Genomic DNA, 16,786 nt, shown 5'->3' on the forward strand with positions numbered 1-16,786 from the left:
AATTAACGAAAGACATGAGGATAAGCGGCGAACTGCTCTGTCCACTGGGCTGAATTAGACATGTTTATGACGGACCAGCCTTTATCGGTGAGCTCGGCCTGCCATGCGGCTTGCAAAGGCTGCAATATCACCAGGGTGCGGGCAGCTTTGTACTGACCCGCCACGATAAGTTGACCGCCGAGCACTGGCAACTGAGTTTGATCCGGCACTTTGTGCCCGCCTGCCTGAAGCGCTTGTTTCCATTGGTCAAAAAGTACGTCATGTGTGCCAGCATCCCCCACCGCGGCGGGCGAGTTAGAAGCGGACGTTTGACTTGGATCAGCAGGTGCGGCAGCTACCTGGGCGTTGGCCAAGACAACCAACATTTCAATGGCCTGCGTGTTGCGGCGGTTGATGTGGTCATGGTCGGGTTGATTGAAATACGACAACAGGCACTGGTAGCAACCGGCTTCGCAAATGCTGTGCCCGTCCTGCGTCTTTTGTTCCAGATCGGGCAAGCCCTCCACCGACCAAGGTCCTGCAGGTTCACTGTAGTGCATCACGCGCAAGGCCGCAGCGGCTACCTGGGCCATGGCCTGGGGCTCTGTGGCTAACCGGGTCAAAACACCGGCACCGCCTTCAGCCGCTTCGTAAAACAGCAGGGCCTTACGGTCGTCCTGTTTGGGCAAGGGCTCGGCTACCAATTCAGATTCTTCAATCTGGAAGGTCATTTCAATGCCGCGCTTGAGTGCGGCTTGTAGGGTGGCCATGGCTTCCAAATCAAGCGGCACGTTGGGGGCCAGGATGAGGATATTGCGATGGTCCTCCACGAAGGGAACGATTTGCTGGTTAGGTACCTTGTCAAGCAAGCCATCGTCACTACTGCCGTCTTCGGTGGCACCTGGCTCGTCTTTCTTGCTCCACTGGCCGGTGATGGGGTTGATGTAGAAACCGAGCTGGTTTTTGTTTTTGCGGCGGCGCCAGCCGCGGTTGATGCGCCAGATTTGCGCCGCGGGAGAATACGTCAGCGCGGCCAAGGCTTGCGCCTCTTCACCGCTGCCACTGCTAATAAGTGACTTGTGCTGCGCGATCTTGCCGTCCAATCCTGGCAGGAAGCGGTAGGTGGTTTGCAGCTCGAAGCCCTGACGCTGGCGGTCTTCATCGTTGATGGAGATGCGCTCAACAGGGATGGTTTCGACAGTTTCAATGCGGTAGAGGTCTCTGACCCAATCGAGGTCGGTCAACAGAGCGCCACAATTTTCGCAGCAGTTTTGGAGTGGCTCAGTGCCATCCTCTCCGCCCATATGGGCATAACCGCACTGGCTGCAGACACGGCTGGCCACGGTAGCCAGGGTGCTATTGCCAGAGATGTGGTCAGACGAGCCGACATTGAGCTTGGCGCGCACCACACGGTACATGCGACCCTGGTGGTAAATGAGACTGCGGGGGCCGAATTCGGACAGCGCCAGAAAACGCGGGCGGCTGACCATGCTGCCTTCGTCATCCTTGCCTTTGGCCCCAGTCCCACCCTTGGCGGGTATCCAGGCCATCAAAGGCAAACGTGGGAAGTTATATCCGGGCAAGAAGCCTTGGCTTGCCAAGTAGCGGTAGGTATAGAAATCAGAGTTCTGACCGTTGCCCGACTTGAGCAAAACACTGTACTGGCGGGCAGCATCACCATAACGGCGCTGGGCATTTTGCTTTTCAGCGTGCGAGGTGGTGTAGCTTTTAACCACCTGATCCGCCATGTCCATTTGCTTGCGTGTGGCATCCACCAATGCACGCCAGCGCTCAAAGGCGGCACTGAAGTCTTGGCCCGCACGCTCAATGGTGGCGGCCACATGGTCGGCGGAGAACCAAGGACTGCTGTTGAGCACGGAAGCAAGTTGGGCAACAAAGCCGTGGGAACTCTGCAGAGCGCGGGCCGTTACCTCGGGGGCATTGAGCTTGTCACGCAGGGCGGGCTGCAATGGTTTATCTACCTGCTCCAAATCGAGCATGGGTGCAATGCTGGTGTCCAGCTGCACCTGTGCGGCAGCCAGCCACACAGCATGCAAGTGGCTTTCAATCAAATCGCGGTTGGCCAGATCCAGGGTGGGCGGCTTGACGATGCCGTGCACCATTTCGGTGGCATGGTGGAAAAACCATTGGTCATGTGGGCTGAGTGCGGCGCAGTAAGTGATGACCAAGGCCTGCTGCCCTGAGCGCCCCGCTCGACCGCTGCGCTGGGCGTAGTTGGCGGGAGTGGGTGGTACGTTGCGCAGGTAGACCGTGTTCAGGGCTGAGATGTCGACGCCCAGCTCCATGGTGGGCGAGCAGAACATGACTGGCAGGCGCTCCAGCGGAGCCTCATGCGCGGGGTTGTCCAGCCAGTCTTTACGGTCTTTTTCGGTGTAGCGGAAGCGCTGCTCCAGCAGCTGACGGCGGGCGGAATCCACTTGCGCAGTGTGTTCTTGGGCCTCAAAGTCGAACAAGGGATGCCCCTGTTGACGCAGGGTCAAGGCCACCGCCTGGTACAGATTGCGGAAGAACTGGTTGTGTTTGCCGTCTTCCAGTGCCCGCGACTCGTCCACCAGCAACCAATCCATGGTGGAAGCGTTGAGGCGCCAGCCAATGACTTGGCTGTCAACGTCAAACTTCTGGACATAGCCATAGTTAGACGCCGCTTGAAGCAACTGCTCCATCAACTCCACCCACTGTGGATCCTTCCAACCGACAACCTGTCCAGCCGCCGCGCTGTCTTTCCAAAATGACGCTGCCTTGAGGTCTTTGAGAAGTCGGGAGCGAGAACCTCCCGGCACCAGGTCGACACGAGGTTTGCCTTTGTATTCAGGGCGTTTGGTCAGGATCAGGTATTTGGCTGTTTCCAGATTCTCATCCGACGCAAATGCCCAACGCTCATTCAGGTACTGGTGCGCTGTCGTCTTGGCCTTGTCTTGTTCCACGGCATCCAGGTAACGCGTTTCCAGGCACAGGCTGCGGCGCATGCTGTCGAAAACCATGCGTGCAAGAATGCCACGCTGCTGCGGACTGATGCGGGTCAAGACGGGGCTTTTGGCAAACAGCGAAGCCTCTGTCGCAAATTCATCAAGTCCCCGATAGGCAATGGACAGCAGGTTGAGCTGGTCCAGATTGGGATTATTGAAACGCCAGCCACGCCGCAGGTCGCGCAAAAGGCGGTAACCGATGATGAAACGCATGGTGCGCTGCGCGTCTTGACGTGCCAGACCCATTAGCTTGGGTGTGCGCAGGTATTCGGCCAGCGTGCCAAAGTCAGTCTTGTCAAACCCCAGCGCCTTAAAGACGGCATCCGCCAGGGTTTCTTCTGTCAATATGCCCTGGTGGTTTTGCAAAGCGCCAATCAGGGCTGAGCGCAGGGTGAGCAAAAACACAAAGTCATTGAAATGCCCCGCCTGCAAGGCGGCATCCTGCCGGTTGTCCGTAAAGCCAAGTAACTTGCGCGGATCAGGTTGGTCGGACGGCATGTCCTTCACATCAAAGAGCTGCCGGATGGCGCTCAGGGTAAGGATCGTGGTCGCCGACGAACGCCCCTCTCCGGAAAGGCTTGCCAGTCGGTTGATGTCTTTGCCATGAACCTCATGGGTTTGGCCACAGTTCAGGCAAAAGCGGAATTTGCCAGGGATGTACCAATAGGACTCACCACGACCCTGCCAGCCCTGCGGACTGACCTGCACGTCTTCCGGAACATATTTTCTGAAGGTACTTTTGACTTTGGGCTCGGCCTTGGCCAGGTCCAACCAGGATTCTGGCAAGTCCTCAATGCTGCCTTTGTAGGACTGACGCAGATTAGATGGGCACAAAAAACCGTAGCGGGCGTTCTCATCATCATCGCCCGAGATGTCGTCAATCTCACGCGGGGTGTATTCCTGCTGGGCCTGACCAGCGCGCCATACGGGGTGGTACTCCTGCCCGCAGTCGCGACAGAAGTGAACCGGGTACAGCTGGGCCCCCTCTTCCTGCCGACCCGGGGCGTAGCGTTGGGCATCCAGGGTGATGTGGCGTACGCCCTCTGGCTCAAGCGTCGCCAGCACCTTGCCAGGGCCGCTGATGAACTGGTGCAATTTGAAGGCGAAGGGTGGCCGACCTTGCAGAGTTTTGACGTCGTGGGCCGCTAGTAAAAAGCGCTGCAAGCCAGCCATGGCCTCATCAAAGGTGCATTGCGCATCGGCCGCCAAACGGCCAGCGGCATCTTTCATCGTGATGGGCTTTGCGCGACGGGGTGGCTCATCTGCGGGTAGCTCAATGCCCAGCGTCAGCTCGACCCAAATGGCCAACGGGTCATCGCTAAAAGCGTCAAAATCTGCCCAAGCATGGGCACATCTCAATAAAACAGCCTTGAGCAGCGACTTGATGGCCTGTACGTCCTTGCCAGGGTTGGTGACACGCTGCAAGGTTTCACCAATCACATCGTGCTCGGTGATGGATGCAGCAAACAACAAACTGGCGACACTTGCCACCGTTTGATTGCGGTCGGCTTGCGTGCCGGTGGAGGACATGGTGGCAGAGGTACCAATACAGACCAGTTGCTCAGCCTTCAGGCGCTCGCGCAAACGACGCACCAACAGAGCCACATCGGCCCCCTGCCGCCCTCGGTAAGTATGGAGCTCATCCAGCACCAGAAATTCAAGCCCCTGGCAGTGCTCGACCACCTGACGGTCTACAGCCTCAAAGCGCGTCAGAATCAACTCCAGCATCATGAAGTTGGTGAGCAGGATGTCGGGCGGGTTGTCGGCAATTTCTTGCCGTTCTGTCTTACTTTCTTGCCCGGTGTAACGGGCCACCGTAAAGGGAGCCTCACCTTTGGGGTAGCCATGCAGGAACTTGTCCAGCTCTTCCAGTTGGCTGTTGGCCAAGGCGTTCATCGGGTAAATAACGATGGCCCGCGTGCGCTTCTGCGGGTCAGTCGCCTTGGCTTTGACGATGCGGTCAATCATGGGAATGAAGAACGCCAGTGACTTACCGGAGCCCGTGCCGGTGGTTACCACGTAGCTTTGCTGGTTCTGAGCCTTGGCCAGGGCCTGCAACTGATGGACATAGAGATGCAAGTCCGATGGCTTACCCTCCGTTTTTCCAGTCTGAAAAATGTGCGCGCAATCAGCGTGCAGTATCCCGTCCGTGGCTAACTGCTGAACCGTGCCACTGCGCTTGTAATTGGGGTTAATTTGAATCAGTGGCTCTGGCCAGTATCGACCACGGGCATATTCTTCTTCTACCTTGGTCAGAATGTCTTGTGCCGCAACCTTGGAAAAGCTGCGTGAAAACGAGCTGTATTCGTCAATGAGCCGGTTGCGAAAACTGAAAACATCATCCATGCCTGAGTCCCTGATTTGTTGGCTGGCATCTGCTTTCCGTAAACGCCACTCCAATTTGTTCGAATTTTCTCCAACTGTAACGGACTCAGAGTTCCCAAACCCGCCCGGTTAAGCCGAGTTCAGGATATCCAGAAGAAAGCAGAAGCGCCAACGGCGCCTCTGCTTTCAAAACGCCCAAATGCCGTGGCCTAACCGGCGGCGATGACCGACTCATCAAGGCCTCCGACGCTTGGGAAAGAGTCGCGCACCTCGCTCTGCGCATGCGTCATTTGCCCCAAAATGGCCTGGCCAAGGCGGGCCACTAATCCCGGCAGCAAGGCATTTCCCATCAAAAACCCCCGTCGTGTGTCCGAAATTCCCGGCAAAGCCGTGAACCCCCTCGAGAAACCCATCAACTCCTCAACTTCTTCGGGAGTCAAGCGTCGCAACCTTCCGTCTGAATGCGCAATTACATGCCGGGTGCGCGAGGCAGAGGCCCCCACCTCAGATGTCAAAACGGTACGTGAAGGCTTGTCGAGCGGGTCCGGAAACGACAGCGCACCTTCACTGAATTGATAGGCGTGGCCGCTTCGACTTACCCTTGCAACGCTTTTGCTTCCTTTTGCATGTTGCCACCGCGACAAAGCATCGCCGTCCAGAAAAAACTTCTCAGCCACGCTGACTGTTTTGGCTACGACTTGCCCAAGGGTTTTGGGGGTGACATTCTCAGCGTATGCTCCATTTGCACAGACAAAATGTGGGCGGACATCCACCGTCCAAACGTTACCGCCCATGCACACACCGGACTTCAGGAAGGGCGTTGTCCCCTTCTTTGTCGGGCAGAAGCTTTCTCCCACCTTTTTGACATCATTTGACACATGCACGTGCTTGAGTTCACCGACCGCTTTTGTCGGAAATGCCTGGCCTAACGGCGACTCGCCGATCAGCCAGTCCAACGGAGCCGCATCGATACAGTGCTGCCACCGCATGTAATCAGACGATGACTCGTGCACTGCAACCATGAAAATCCGACGGCGACGCTGGGGGCTGCCGTAGTCTGCACCGTTAACTACCTGCCAACTGGTGGCATAGCCCAACGCCTGCAGGCTCGACAGCATGGTGGCGAAGTCCCGCCCCTTGCACTTGCCTGGACTGCTCAGTAGCCGGTCCACATTTTCCAGCACCACCATACGAATCGGCTTCCCCGCTTGACGCCGGATATCCAGCAGTCGATGAATTCCCCACCAAAGAACGCCTTTTGCACCTTCGAGCCCTTGGCTTTGAGACAACGGCTTGGCAACCGAGAAATCCTGGCAAGGGAAGCCTCCCACGAGCATGTCTGGGGAGAGCGAGTGCAGGCGACCTAGCTCCGCTTCATCTTGAAGCACCGCAAACAAGTCGCGGTTAACCGGGGCGAGCCCCCAACGGGCCTCATACACGCGGGCTGCATGCTGTGCTTTGCTGCCTGGCTCCCATTGATTGGCCCACACCAACTGAAAGGCTCGTGGTAGCCCTTGGGATATGCGTTGCTGATTGACCCGTTCCAAACCCAGGTGGAACCCACCTACGCCGGCAAACAGCTCGAGAACCCGAAGGGGCGGCTTGTGGTCTTGCTCGTGGCCCTGGCTCGCGCCAAGGGACTGTAAAGAATGCGCGCTGGCATTGTTGTGCGTCATCTATCGACTCCGGTGAAACACCGGTGTCGACGTCAGTGAGCGCTGTGCGACCGCGCAGACTTATGGACTCTGACTGGCGCGTATGAGCACCGGTCAGAGGTATAGGGATTTGGGGGTCACATGATTGCCATGCTCCGATAATTTTTTCGACGCGACCATGGCCGCTCGGTGGCGGTCTGCCCCAAACAGATCGCTTCAACCCTCTTTCGTACGGACTGAATGCATAAACCCTAATTTGTTGCGAAGGGTGACCCATCGGCAACAAATTAGGGTTGCAAAACTCCCTGTATTTACGGTCGCTTTTGACGCCGCCAGCAAAAAGCCCCTGGTCATTGCCCAACACAACGACCAGGGGCGACACAAACGCATCGTCAAGCGGATGAAGTCTCTGTCAAAGGGGGTTCGATTTCATCCACAGTCCAGCTTGGGAACTTGCTGCCTGATGTTGTCAAACGCACCCACAGCACTTCGTTGCCATCCACCAATACTGGCGTGTCCGTGGCCTCTGCCAAGATGGCACCTGGCTTCACATGCACCTCAAAAATTGCTGTGTAGCGATTGGTCTTGCCCCGCAAGATAAGGGCTGGAAAAATTCGGTTCAAAAGAGCCCGAGTCCGCTCGGGGGCGATCGCGTCTGCGAGGAACTGGTCAACCACAGCGCTCAGGTCTATGTCGAGCTGGCGACGAATCGCTTCCACATTCAAATCGCGGAGACCGGTCTCCAGTTCATGGAGCTTGTGCTTGAGCTCCAGCACTTCAGTACGAGTCTTCCGGTACTGCTCCTCCAGCACCGGGTCATCGGCCTCAATTTGCTGCAGCAGCCGGGCTAGGCGAGCTTGGCTGCGCTCAGCTTTTCCCAAATCCTGCTTGGCAGCCTCCAGTTCAGCCTCGCGCCCGCCGACCAAGCGCTCTTTCAAGACCGCGCGATAACGACTCACCACGTCGGCTGAAAGCACCTGCTGGAGTAACCAGCGCAGCATCACGTGTACGCCCTTCATGGACAAATACAAGGGTTGCCGTCCGGGTACGCCAACATTGGTTGCATGCTCACATTGGATGCAATGCAAGGTTCCTGCATTCGAGCGCGGGTGATGGCAAGACAAATACACACCACACGTTCCACACCGGAAAACTCCTGTGAACGGATGCTTGCCGCCGCCATAGGCACCCCGCTGCCCCTTTGTACCCTGGGCGATAAGCTTTTCGGCAACCGGGGGGCTGCGTTTGCCCATCTCCTGGACGACATTCCACTCGTACTCACTCACCAAAGCCAGGTCCGTCATCAGGCGTTGGGCCGTTCGCCGCTCTTCGAGCTTGTCCCTGCCGAAGTTGACTTGGTACAGGCCCTTGTACATTGGGTTTTCCAACAAGCGCCAGATGGCCGACGCCCGCCAGTACAGCTTCTTCTCATGCCCCTCCTGGCGCGATGTCGGAACGCCTCTCCCGTTCAGAATGGCCGCAATCTGGCTCAGACTCATGCCATTTTTCCGATGTCGGAATAACTCCCGAACGACCGTGGCCTCGTCTTCGTTGATGGACCAGATGCACTGTCCGGTAACGTTGCTGCGCACAACGTCGATTTCGTAGCCGTACGGGATGGCAGTGACCATGCTCCCTCGGTCAAACTCCCCGTTCATGCTGCGAAAGACGCGATGCCGCGTCTCGTCGATGAAGAACTCGCTGAACACCGACTTAATGCTGAAGACCAGCCGCGCCGTTTTTTCGTGCGAGTCAAACCCGTCGGCCGTCAACAAGCGCACGTTGTGCTTACTCATGTCGTCCAAGAAGTCCAGTGCTTCCTTGGCACTGCGGGCAAGACGACATTGCTGGTCACAAATCAGCACATCGACTTCACCAGCGCGAATCGCGTCGCGTAACGCAAGATATCGGGTTCGCTTGTGGGTCTTCTTGCCCTGCCCTGATATAGCGTCATCGTTGAAGATGAGCGCATCACAGACAACATAGTCCATGCGTTCGGCCGTTTCCCGGCACATGTGAATCTGGTCATCAATCGACGTCGCTTTTTGCTTGTCGTCCGAATATCGGGCGTAAACGGCAACTCTCATGCCTTGCCCCCTGTTTTCCGGGGTGCTGGTGGATGGGTTGCTTTTGACGGTGGCACTCTCTGTGCTACCGAGTACCGGGGTGACTGGGTCCCAACGGTGGGATTGCTTGTTTTGCATGTATCAGCCTCGCTGTGATGCGGTTTCATGGAAGCAGCGATCTCTGCCAATACCTCGACCAAATCAATAACCTCTGGAATCAGTTTTTTCATGTGTTTCCTGTCCGGACATATGTCCTTTACCTGTGCTGCCAGCCCCGTTGTCACATTTCAAAGTGCAGGGCCATCGACGTATAGGCCAATGCGTGGGGCATGAACACTTCCCCACGCATTGGCTTCAAAAATTTATCCGCAGATTCAGGGACCTGCGCCCCGGCGAACGAATGCGACAACATTGGCCGGCAGGTTTTGCGGCTGCAACGAGGGCGCTCCCGGAAGTGGGCGGACGACTTCTGCGCGGATAACATGCAGCCCTGCTGGTGCGTCGTCGTGATTTAAGGGCCGCCCGTGCAGCAGGCGGGAGACGTCCTCGGGCTTGATGTTGATGTAACGCATCAACTGCGAGTCCGTTTTGTGCCCCGTGATGATTTTGAGCACCGGCATGTTGCCGTGGAGTTCCAAAGCAAATCGTGTTGCGCTCGTATGGCGCAGGTCATGGAGATTGACTCCCTCAACGCCCGCCCGCTCACAGACCCGGTTCCACGCGGCTCGCAGCGCTTCGTAGGTCAGTCTAAAAACGGGCATGGCCGGTTGCACAGGCCCCAAACTCAAAGCATGCTCACGCAACTGACTCATGACCTGCATCGCACCGGGGTTGAGCGGCACCTGACGCCAGCCCGCCTTTGCTTTACGTAACATGAGCAAGCACGTCTCTTCGTTGAAATCCTGCCAACGCACCCGCACCAGCGCTTCTGAGCAACGCATGGCGGATTCAAGCAAAAGTGCGAGAACATTGCTGACGTAAGGGCTGCGGGTCTGTTCCAACGCCGCGCTGATGAGTTTCCATTCCCTGTTGCTGAGCACGCGATCCCGCGCGTTGTCCAAGTCGGGGAGCTCGCGATTGAGGGCGGGATTACCACCGACCAGGGGCCATTTCCAGGTATGAAGCGCATAGTTGAAGAAATGACGCAGCAACGCATGCTCGAGTCGAATCGTTGAAGCGCCTTTGCCTTCGCTCCCTGCGTTATCAATCAGTGTCTGAATATCATGGGAGCTGATATCTGCCACGGGGGTGCCAGCCAACCGTTTACGCAGCGCATCGCTGCGTTGGGTTGTCTGCGCCTGCTTCTGGCGATGCGCACTCAGGCCCTGCGGAATTTTGCGGGGACCGCGAGCACCCTCCAACTCCACGCGCCAGTAAACGACGCTTTTTTCGGTGATTTGCGCCTCATCTTCCACTGAAAACAGTTTGAGGATGGGAAAACCCGCCAGGCGCAGATAGCGGTTGATACGGACTGCCTCCTGTTCGCCGCCCTTCAAGCGGGGCAGGTGTTCACGCCCATAGTCAATGAGCGCCTCGCCCAGCGACGTTTTCCAGGGCCCTTTATGAGCGGGCTTGCCCGTGTTTTTAAGCGCGTGGCGCAAGTTATCCGCCTCACGCCGGGCCAGCGCTTCCGTGGCAAAACCTGTGCGATAGATGTCATCGCCCTTGATGCGCAGGCGGAACGACCAGACACCGCTCTCTTTGTAGGGCTTAGCCATGGGACAGCCCCGCGAAGCGGCAGCGGCTGGCGGCACGGGGAAAGCTGGGGAGGGTCAAGGCCGCGGGGGCGGCTGGATAAAACCCGGTGAAAAGCAACTGCATGGACAACTCCGTAAATAGGGAGTTGCGTATAGCTTCGCAGCGGCATCATGATTTCGACACCACTGCCTGCGCAGTCGACCGCACCCGAGCGCTATCCATCGCAGTGGCTCGCAGGCGTTTTTGCCAGAAAAACGTCAGAAAACCATAAAAAAAGCGACCTTTGAAGGGGTCGCTTTTTTCATCTACCGTCCTAACCTGTTGATTAGCAAGGAGATTGGTTTGGTGGCCCGGGGCGGAATCGAACCACCGACACAAGGATTTTCAATCCTCTGCTCTACCGACTGAGCTACCAGGCCTAAGCGCCAAATTATAGCAGCATCTCTACCCCGAAATTAAGCAGCCAACCACAGGTCAGGCGGCGCTGCGCTTGGACCGCAACAAGTCGACCCCCAACTGCTTCAATTTGCGGTACAGGTGCGTTCTCTCAAGCCCTGTTTTTTCTGCCACCCGTGTCATGGACCCATTTTCTTTGGCCAGGTGGTATTCAAAATAAGCCTTTTCAAATTCGTCGCGTGACTCGCGCAAGGGCTTATCGAGCATGAAACTTTGCTGCGATAGCGGGCCCGTTTCGACGACTAAAACGCCGGCCTGTCCGTCGATGGCCGTCACCTCCAGCACCTGCAAGACGGCCGGGGCCAACAGTGGCGCGACGGGCTTGCGGACCATGCCGCGCGCCAGTCCCTGCTCAACCGCTTTGAGCAGCTTTTGCAGGGTGATGGGTTTTTCCAGGAACGCCAGCGCGCCGATCTTGGTGGCCTCCACCGCGGTTTCAATGGTGGCATGCCCGCTCATCATGATGACGGGCATGGTGAGGGCGCCAGTGGTTGACCACTCCTTGAGCAGCGTCACGCCATCGGTGTCCGGCATCCAGATGTCCAGCAACACCAGATCGGGCCGCTCGCGCACGCGCGCAGCACGGGCTTGGGCGGCGTTTTCCGCCACTTCAACGTTGTGTCCTTCGTCATTCAGAATTTCACACAACAGATCGCGGATGCCGAGCTCGTCGTCAACCACCAGTATGTTTGCCATGATTTAGCGCGTCCCTTGGATATGCCTGGGTCGCCCGGCTAGACCGGTACGACACTCTCGATGGCGAATGATAACGACACTTGAGCACCCACCACTTTACCGTCCAGCACCCGGTTGGCAATATCCACGCGGGAGGCATGCTCGTCGGCGATTTTTTTGACCACCGCCAGGCCCAGTCCGGTGCCCTTGGTTTTGGTGGTGACATAGGGTTCAAACGCGCGTTTGAGGATGTGCTCCGGAAAACCGGTGCCGCAGTCCAGCACGCTCAGGCGAACGCGTCCTGTGCTTTCAATGCATTGGGTTTTGAGGGTCACAGGATGTTCTGCGTCGGTGTAGCCGGCTGTTTCCGTGGCATCCTGCGCGTTCTGCAGCAGGTTGTGCAGCACCTGGCGCAACTGCTGGGCGTCCCCCATCACCCGCGGGTTGCGCGGGTCAAGCTCGGTCTGCACCGGCACCTGGGAGCCTTCGCTGGCATACAGCTGCAACACCTCGGACACCAAGGCATTCAGGTCCAGCGGCTTCAGTTCCGCCGCCGGCAGCCGCGCGTAGTCCCGGAATTCATTCACCAGACGCTTCATGGCCTCCACCTGGTCAACAATGGTTTTGACCGACTTGGTGAGCAGGGCCTGCTCCGCCGGGGCCACCTTGCCCGTCAACTTCATCTCCAGCCGTTCGGCGGACAACTGAATGGGGGTCAGCGGGTTCTTGATCTCATGCGCCAGGCGCCGGGCGACTTCACCCCAAGCCTGCGAACGTTGCGCGGACACGATCTCCGAGATGTCATCAAAGACCAATAGCCTTGTAGCCCCCGGCAATTCTGCGCCACGCGCTACCAAAATAATAGCATCGTCTGCTTGCCTGCCGGTCATGGCGGCGGCGGCGTTTCCCAGTTCGAAGGACTGTTGCCAATGATCCAGGCCATGCTCATTTTGAGCTCCTAGAAACGAATCAAACTGGGCTTGAACCTTCTCGCCAAAGGTCTGCATGCCCTCAATATCGGCCAGGCGCTGGCCTTCGTAAGCCGCCAGCGGCACCCGCAAAATGCGGGTCGCCCCCGGATTGGACGACTGAATGACGCCGTGGGCATCGAGCACCATGACACCCGCTGTGAGGTTGTCGAGAATCGTCTGCAAATTGGCCCGCGCCGCGTTCACCTGCTCCATGCTGGACTCCACTGCCGCGCGGGCATCGGCCAGTTGCTGCGTCATGTCGGCGAACGAGCGGGTCAGGCCATCCAACTCGTCTTTTCCTTGCAGCGAGGCTTTCGGCGTCAAATCGCCGGCGGCCACCTGGCTCACGCCGTCCGCCAGCAGCAACAGCGGGCGCGCAATCTGGTTGCCCAGTACCACGGCCAGCAAGACGGCGCCAAACACGGCCAGAAACAGGCTGAGCGTCAAGGTGCCGATGTACATGCGGCGCAAGCCATCACGCGCCAGCGCCCGTTCCTGGTACTCCCGATTGGCTTCGGTCACCGCCAGCGCATATTCCACCAGCGTGCTGGGCAAGGTCTTGGTCACCAGCAGGAAGCGCGGCTCACTCAACAATCCCAAGCTGGTGCTGGACATCAGCACCAGCGCCTTGATCCGTGCATTGACCGCCTCGCCCGGTACCGCATCATCCAGCCCGTCAATCCAGGTGACGGACTTCTGCGCCCGCGCACTGCGAAACTGCTGCTGGCTGGGCCGCTCCGGATTGAGCTGGTAGCGGGATTGGCCCACGGCGGCAATCAGCTGACCGGAGCCACTCCAGAGGATCACATCACTCGCCCCCAACTGGTCGCGGGCGCGCTCCAGCGGCAAGGCGGCACTGACATTCTGCGTGTCGGCCAGTTGCGCCGCAGCGGCGCGCGCCTTGCTGGCCAAGTCGTTGGACAAGGTTTCCAGCGTGACACGGCCCAGGTTAAGACCGGCATCCAGGGCGCCTTCCACCTTGACGTCAAACCAGCTTTCAATCGAGCGCGACACAAACTGGTAGGACACCACATAAATCAGAACCCCCGGGGCAAACCCGGCCAGCGCAAAAATAGCGGCCAGCTTGACCAGCAGCCGACTGCCAAATTTACCCTGCCGCAGCCGTTTCATCAGGCGGTAGGCAATCCAGATAATGACGACCAGCAGCAGGCCGGCAATCACCATGTTGAGGGTGAAGAGGCGCGCGTAATTGCGCTCGTACATGTCGCGGTTGGTGGTGGCTTGCGTCAACAGGAACAACAGCACCAACCCGACCGCCACCATCGCCGCCAGGCCCGCGCCCACCGTCCAGCGCAGGGTGCGGGAATTCCTCAGGGAGAAGCGGCCGACTAAATCTGTAACTGCCCCTGTGCCGTTCACTTGACGCTCTCCAGCAGCAGCGGCCGGATTGATGAGGCAGAAATGTCCCAGTCAGTCTGGCCTAAGGTGCCAATCTGCAAGGGGCGCGGCAGCTGTGACACATCCAGGCGAAAACGAAAGTCAACCAAATGGTTCTGTTCGAGGTCAATGTCCGAGACGTCGGCTATTTTCCAGCGCGACAGCCGTTGCACGGCCGCCAAGGCGTCGGGCAGGCTCTCGAAGTTCTGATTGAGGGCCATTCCAAGACCGACATTGCTGATCCGTCCGGAGGCCACATTCAGCCGCCAGCGGCGGGTTAGCGGCTGATAGGCCAGCCGCATATGGCGCTCAGCGCTCACCACCTTCTTGTTCATCCAGTACCAGCGTTCGCGCAAGACGTCCGCCTCGGCCACGAAAATGATGGCAACCCCCTTGAGCAGGGCATCCTGGACCGCTGCGGGCAATTCGAATTTGAGCGTGGCGGTCAGTAACACCGCATCGCTGGCACGTTCGAACTTCAGAAGAGAAATTTCTGTGGCCGGCGCTTCCGCCCGCGCCGCTCCAGGATGGGCCCAGACCAGACAGGCACAGGCCAGCAGCCCAATCAGGTCAAGGCGTGCGTTTTTCAAGCAGTGCGTAATAAAAGCCGTCATGGTCACAAGCTAGATTGTCCGGGACGGCATCGCCATTTGCCCCGTTATGGGGCAATAAATGCCCAGGCGAGGGCAGCAAGGTCGCCTGGGTGTTGTGTGCAAGAAACGTTTTGATCTGATCTTCACCCTCGGCCCTGAAAACGGAGCAGGTGCAATACAGCAGTCGCCCGCCCGGCTTCACCAAGGGCCACAAGGCTTTCAACAACCGGGCTTGAATCACGGCCAACTGGCCAATATCGGACTCTCGCCGCAGCCAGCGGACATCGGGGTGGCGCCGCACGATGCCGGAGGCGGAGCACGGCGCGTCCAGCAAAATAGCATCGAACAGCTGGCCATCCCACCAGGCGGCCGTGTTGGCCGCGTCGCCCACCAGCACCTGGGCTTGCAGCTCCAGCCGCTGCAGGGTTTGGTGAATTCGCTCGCAGCGGGCGGGGTCAACATCCAGCGCGGTCACGGTGCAGTCCGCAATCTCCAGCAGGTGCGCCGTTTTGCCACCGGGGGCCGCACAGGCGTCCAGCACACGGAGCGGGCCCATGGCGGTCAGGCCGGACAGCAGCAGTGGCGCGGCGAGCTGCGCGGCGGCATCCTGCACCGACACCACGCCCTGCGCAAAGCCCGGCAAGTCCTGCACCGGTTTGGCTTGCGCCAGGGTAACGCCCGACTGGCCGGCCGCACTGGCGTTCAAACCGGCGTTTGCCAATGTCTGCAAATAAGGCAGCACGCCAGACCGCCGGACATTCACCCGCAGCGTCATCGGCGCCTGGCGGTTGTTGGCCGCCAGAATGGCGCGCCAATCATGGGGCCATTCCTTTTGCAGCCGCTCAATCCACCATTTGGGATGGTTCCACACCGCCACCGGTTTGTTGTCCGTGCTGGCCACCAAACTGTCACGTTCGCGCAAGAAACGGCGCAAACAGGCATTGATGAAGCTGGCCTGGGGCTGGGTTGCCGCACTGCGTTTGGCCGCCTCGACTGCCTGATTGACGAGGGTGAACACCTCATAAGGGGCGTCTTCCTCGCGCCACGCCAAGGCCAGCGCGGTGCACAACAGAGCGTCAGCGGGCGGTGGCGGCGAGCGGCTGGCCAGCAACTGGCGCAGCGCCTCCGCGCGCCCAAGTGAACGTAACACATGAAATGTCAGCGCCTGCACGCCCGGGCGCAAATCAGCCGAGACATCGGCCAGGGCGGCCGTGCCAGATACACCGGAGCGGACGGCCTGCAAGACGCCCGCGACGGCCTGCAATTGTCGCCACAAGGGGATTTTTTGTTCGTTCGTGTCCATCGTCAAACCTATATCGGCTGTGCCGGCTTGAAACCAAATACCCAGGCCAGCAAAAGCGCCGGAAACTGAGCAATGGCTTCGTTGTAATTAACTACCCGTCCGTTGAACTCGGCCCGCGCTAGGTCGACCTGCGAGGCAAGCTGCTCCCACTGCGACTGCAGCGAAGCCGGCAGTGCGGGCCCAGCCAGATCAGCCGGCAAGTTTTGCAGGCGGGACCAGGACAAACGCAGGGTCTCCAGCGCCGTGCCCAAGGCCAGCATCGTCGGTCCCTTCAGAGGCTGTGCATGCACCACTTTCAGCGAGGCATTGAACTGTTCTGCAGCGGCCGTGAGTGCGGCCCAGGCAGCAGAAAAAGCGTCTTGTTCCGGCCTTGCGGCAGGGCCGGCATTGGCCTCACCAGCGTCCGGGCAATTGGTTTTCACCAATTCAAGGTATTGATTCAACAGCCCCTCCAGAGCGGCAAACGCAACCAGACCCTGGGAGCGCAGACGCACCAGCCGGTTGTAGGCCCCCATGGACCAGAACAGCAACACGGCGATGGCCAACCAGACCATGAGGGAATCGCTCATTTCTTTCGCTCTCCAGACCCAGTCAAGTACAAATCTTTAAAAGCAACAATTGAAAACGCCTCAAGCCCGTAGAAAGGGCTTGAGGCGCTATTCTTTAGATAGCAATTCGAG

The 16,786-nt window shown here is 58.6% G+C and carries 9 protein-coding genes and 1 tRNA gene; all 10 read right to left on the reverse strand.

Translation table 11 applies throughout. The features are described 5' to 3' along the window. Window positions 1-2: 2 nt before the first annotated feature. Complete coding sequence (locus HHJ17_RS11925) at window positions 3-5,312, reverse strand: DEAD/DEAH box helicase (RefSeq protein WP_296505946.1); 5,310 nt, start codon at window positions 5,310-5,312, stop codon at window positions 3-5. 188 nt (window positions 5,313-5,500) lie between these two features. Beyond that, window positions 5,501-6,967 (reverse strand): DNA (cytosine-5-)-methyltransferase, encoded by a 1,467-nt coding sequence (dcm, locus tag HHJ17_RS11930; RefSeq protein WP_296505947.1) that lies wholly within the window; start codon window positions 6,965-6,967, stop codon window positions 5,501-5,503. 371 nt (window positions 6,968-7,338) lie between these two features. Next, the gene (locus HHJ17_RS11935) at window positions 7,339-9,150 is read right to left on the reverse strand and encodes a recombinase family protein (protein ID WP_296505948.1); all 1,812 of its coding nucleotides are present in this window, start codon (window positions 9,148-9,150) and stop codon (window positions 7,339-7,341) included. Between the two features lie 236 nt (window positions 9,151-9,386). Continuing rightward, entirely contained in the window at window positions 9,387-10,730 is a 1,344-nt protein-coding gene (locus HHJ17_RS11940; protein ID WP_296498142.1) for a site-specific integrase, read from the reverse strand. Window positions 10,731-11,053: 323 nt separating this feature from the next. Further along, window positions 11,054-11,129 (reverse strand) — tRNA-Phe (locus tag HHJ17_RS11945). A gap of 55 nt (window positions 11,130-11,184) precedes the next feature. Continuing rightward, window positions 11,185-11,862: a response regulator gene (locus tag HHJ17_RS11950; RefSeq protein WP_296498145.1), complete on the reverse strand. Its 678-nt coding sequence runs from the start codon at window positions 11,860-11,862 to the stop codon at window positions 11,185-11,187. A gap of 38 nt (window positions 11,863-11,900) precedes the next feature. Further along, the gene (locus HHJ17_RS11955; protein WP_296498146.1) at window positions 11,901-14,192 is read right to left on the reverse strand and encodes an ATP-binding protein; all 2,292 of its coding nucleotides are present in this window, start codon (window positions 14,190-14,192) and stop codon (window positions 11,901-11,903) included. Then, on the reverse strand, window positions 14,189-14,800 hold the full coding sequence (locus HHJ17_RS11960) for a DUF4390 domain-containing protein (RefSeq protein WP_296498149.1): 612 nt from the start codon (window positions 14,798-14,800) through the stop codon (window positions 14,189-14,191). Before HHJ17_RS11960 ends, HHJ17_RS11955 begins: the two co-directional genes overlap by 4 nt. After that, complete coding sequence (gene rsmB, locus HHJ17_RS11965) at window positions 14,781-16,106, reverse strand: 16S rRNA (cytosine(967)-C(5))-methyltransferase RsmB (protein ID WP_296498151.1); 1,326 nt, start codon at window positions 16,104-16,106, stop codon at window positions 14,781-14,783. Before rsmB ends, HHJ17_RS11960 begins: the two co-directional genes overlap by 20 nt. Window positions 16,107-16,114: 8 nt before the next feature. Beyond that, window positions 16,115-16,675 carry a LemA family protein gene (locus HHJ17_RS11970; RefSeq protein ID WP_296498154.1) on the reverse strand — a complete coding sequence of 187 codons (561 nt, stop codon included), beginning with the start codon at window positions 16,673-16,675 and terminating at the stop codon, window positions 16,115-16,117. Window positions 16,676-16,786 lie beyond the last annotated feature (111 nt).

Origin of the sequence: Rhodoferax sp. (assembly GCF_012927445.1) — a bacterium.
GTDB lineage: Bacteria > Pseudomonadota > Gammaproteobacteria > Burkholderiales > Burkholderiaceae_C > Rhodoferax.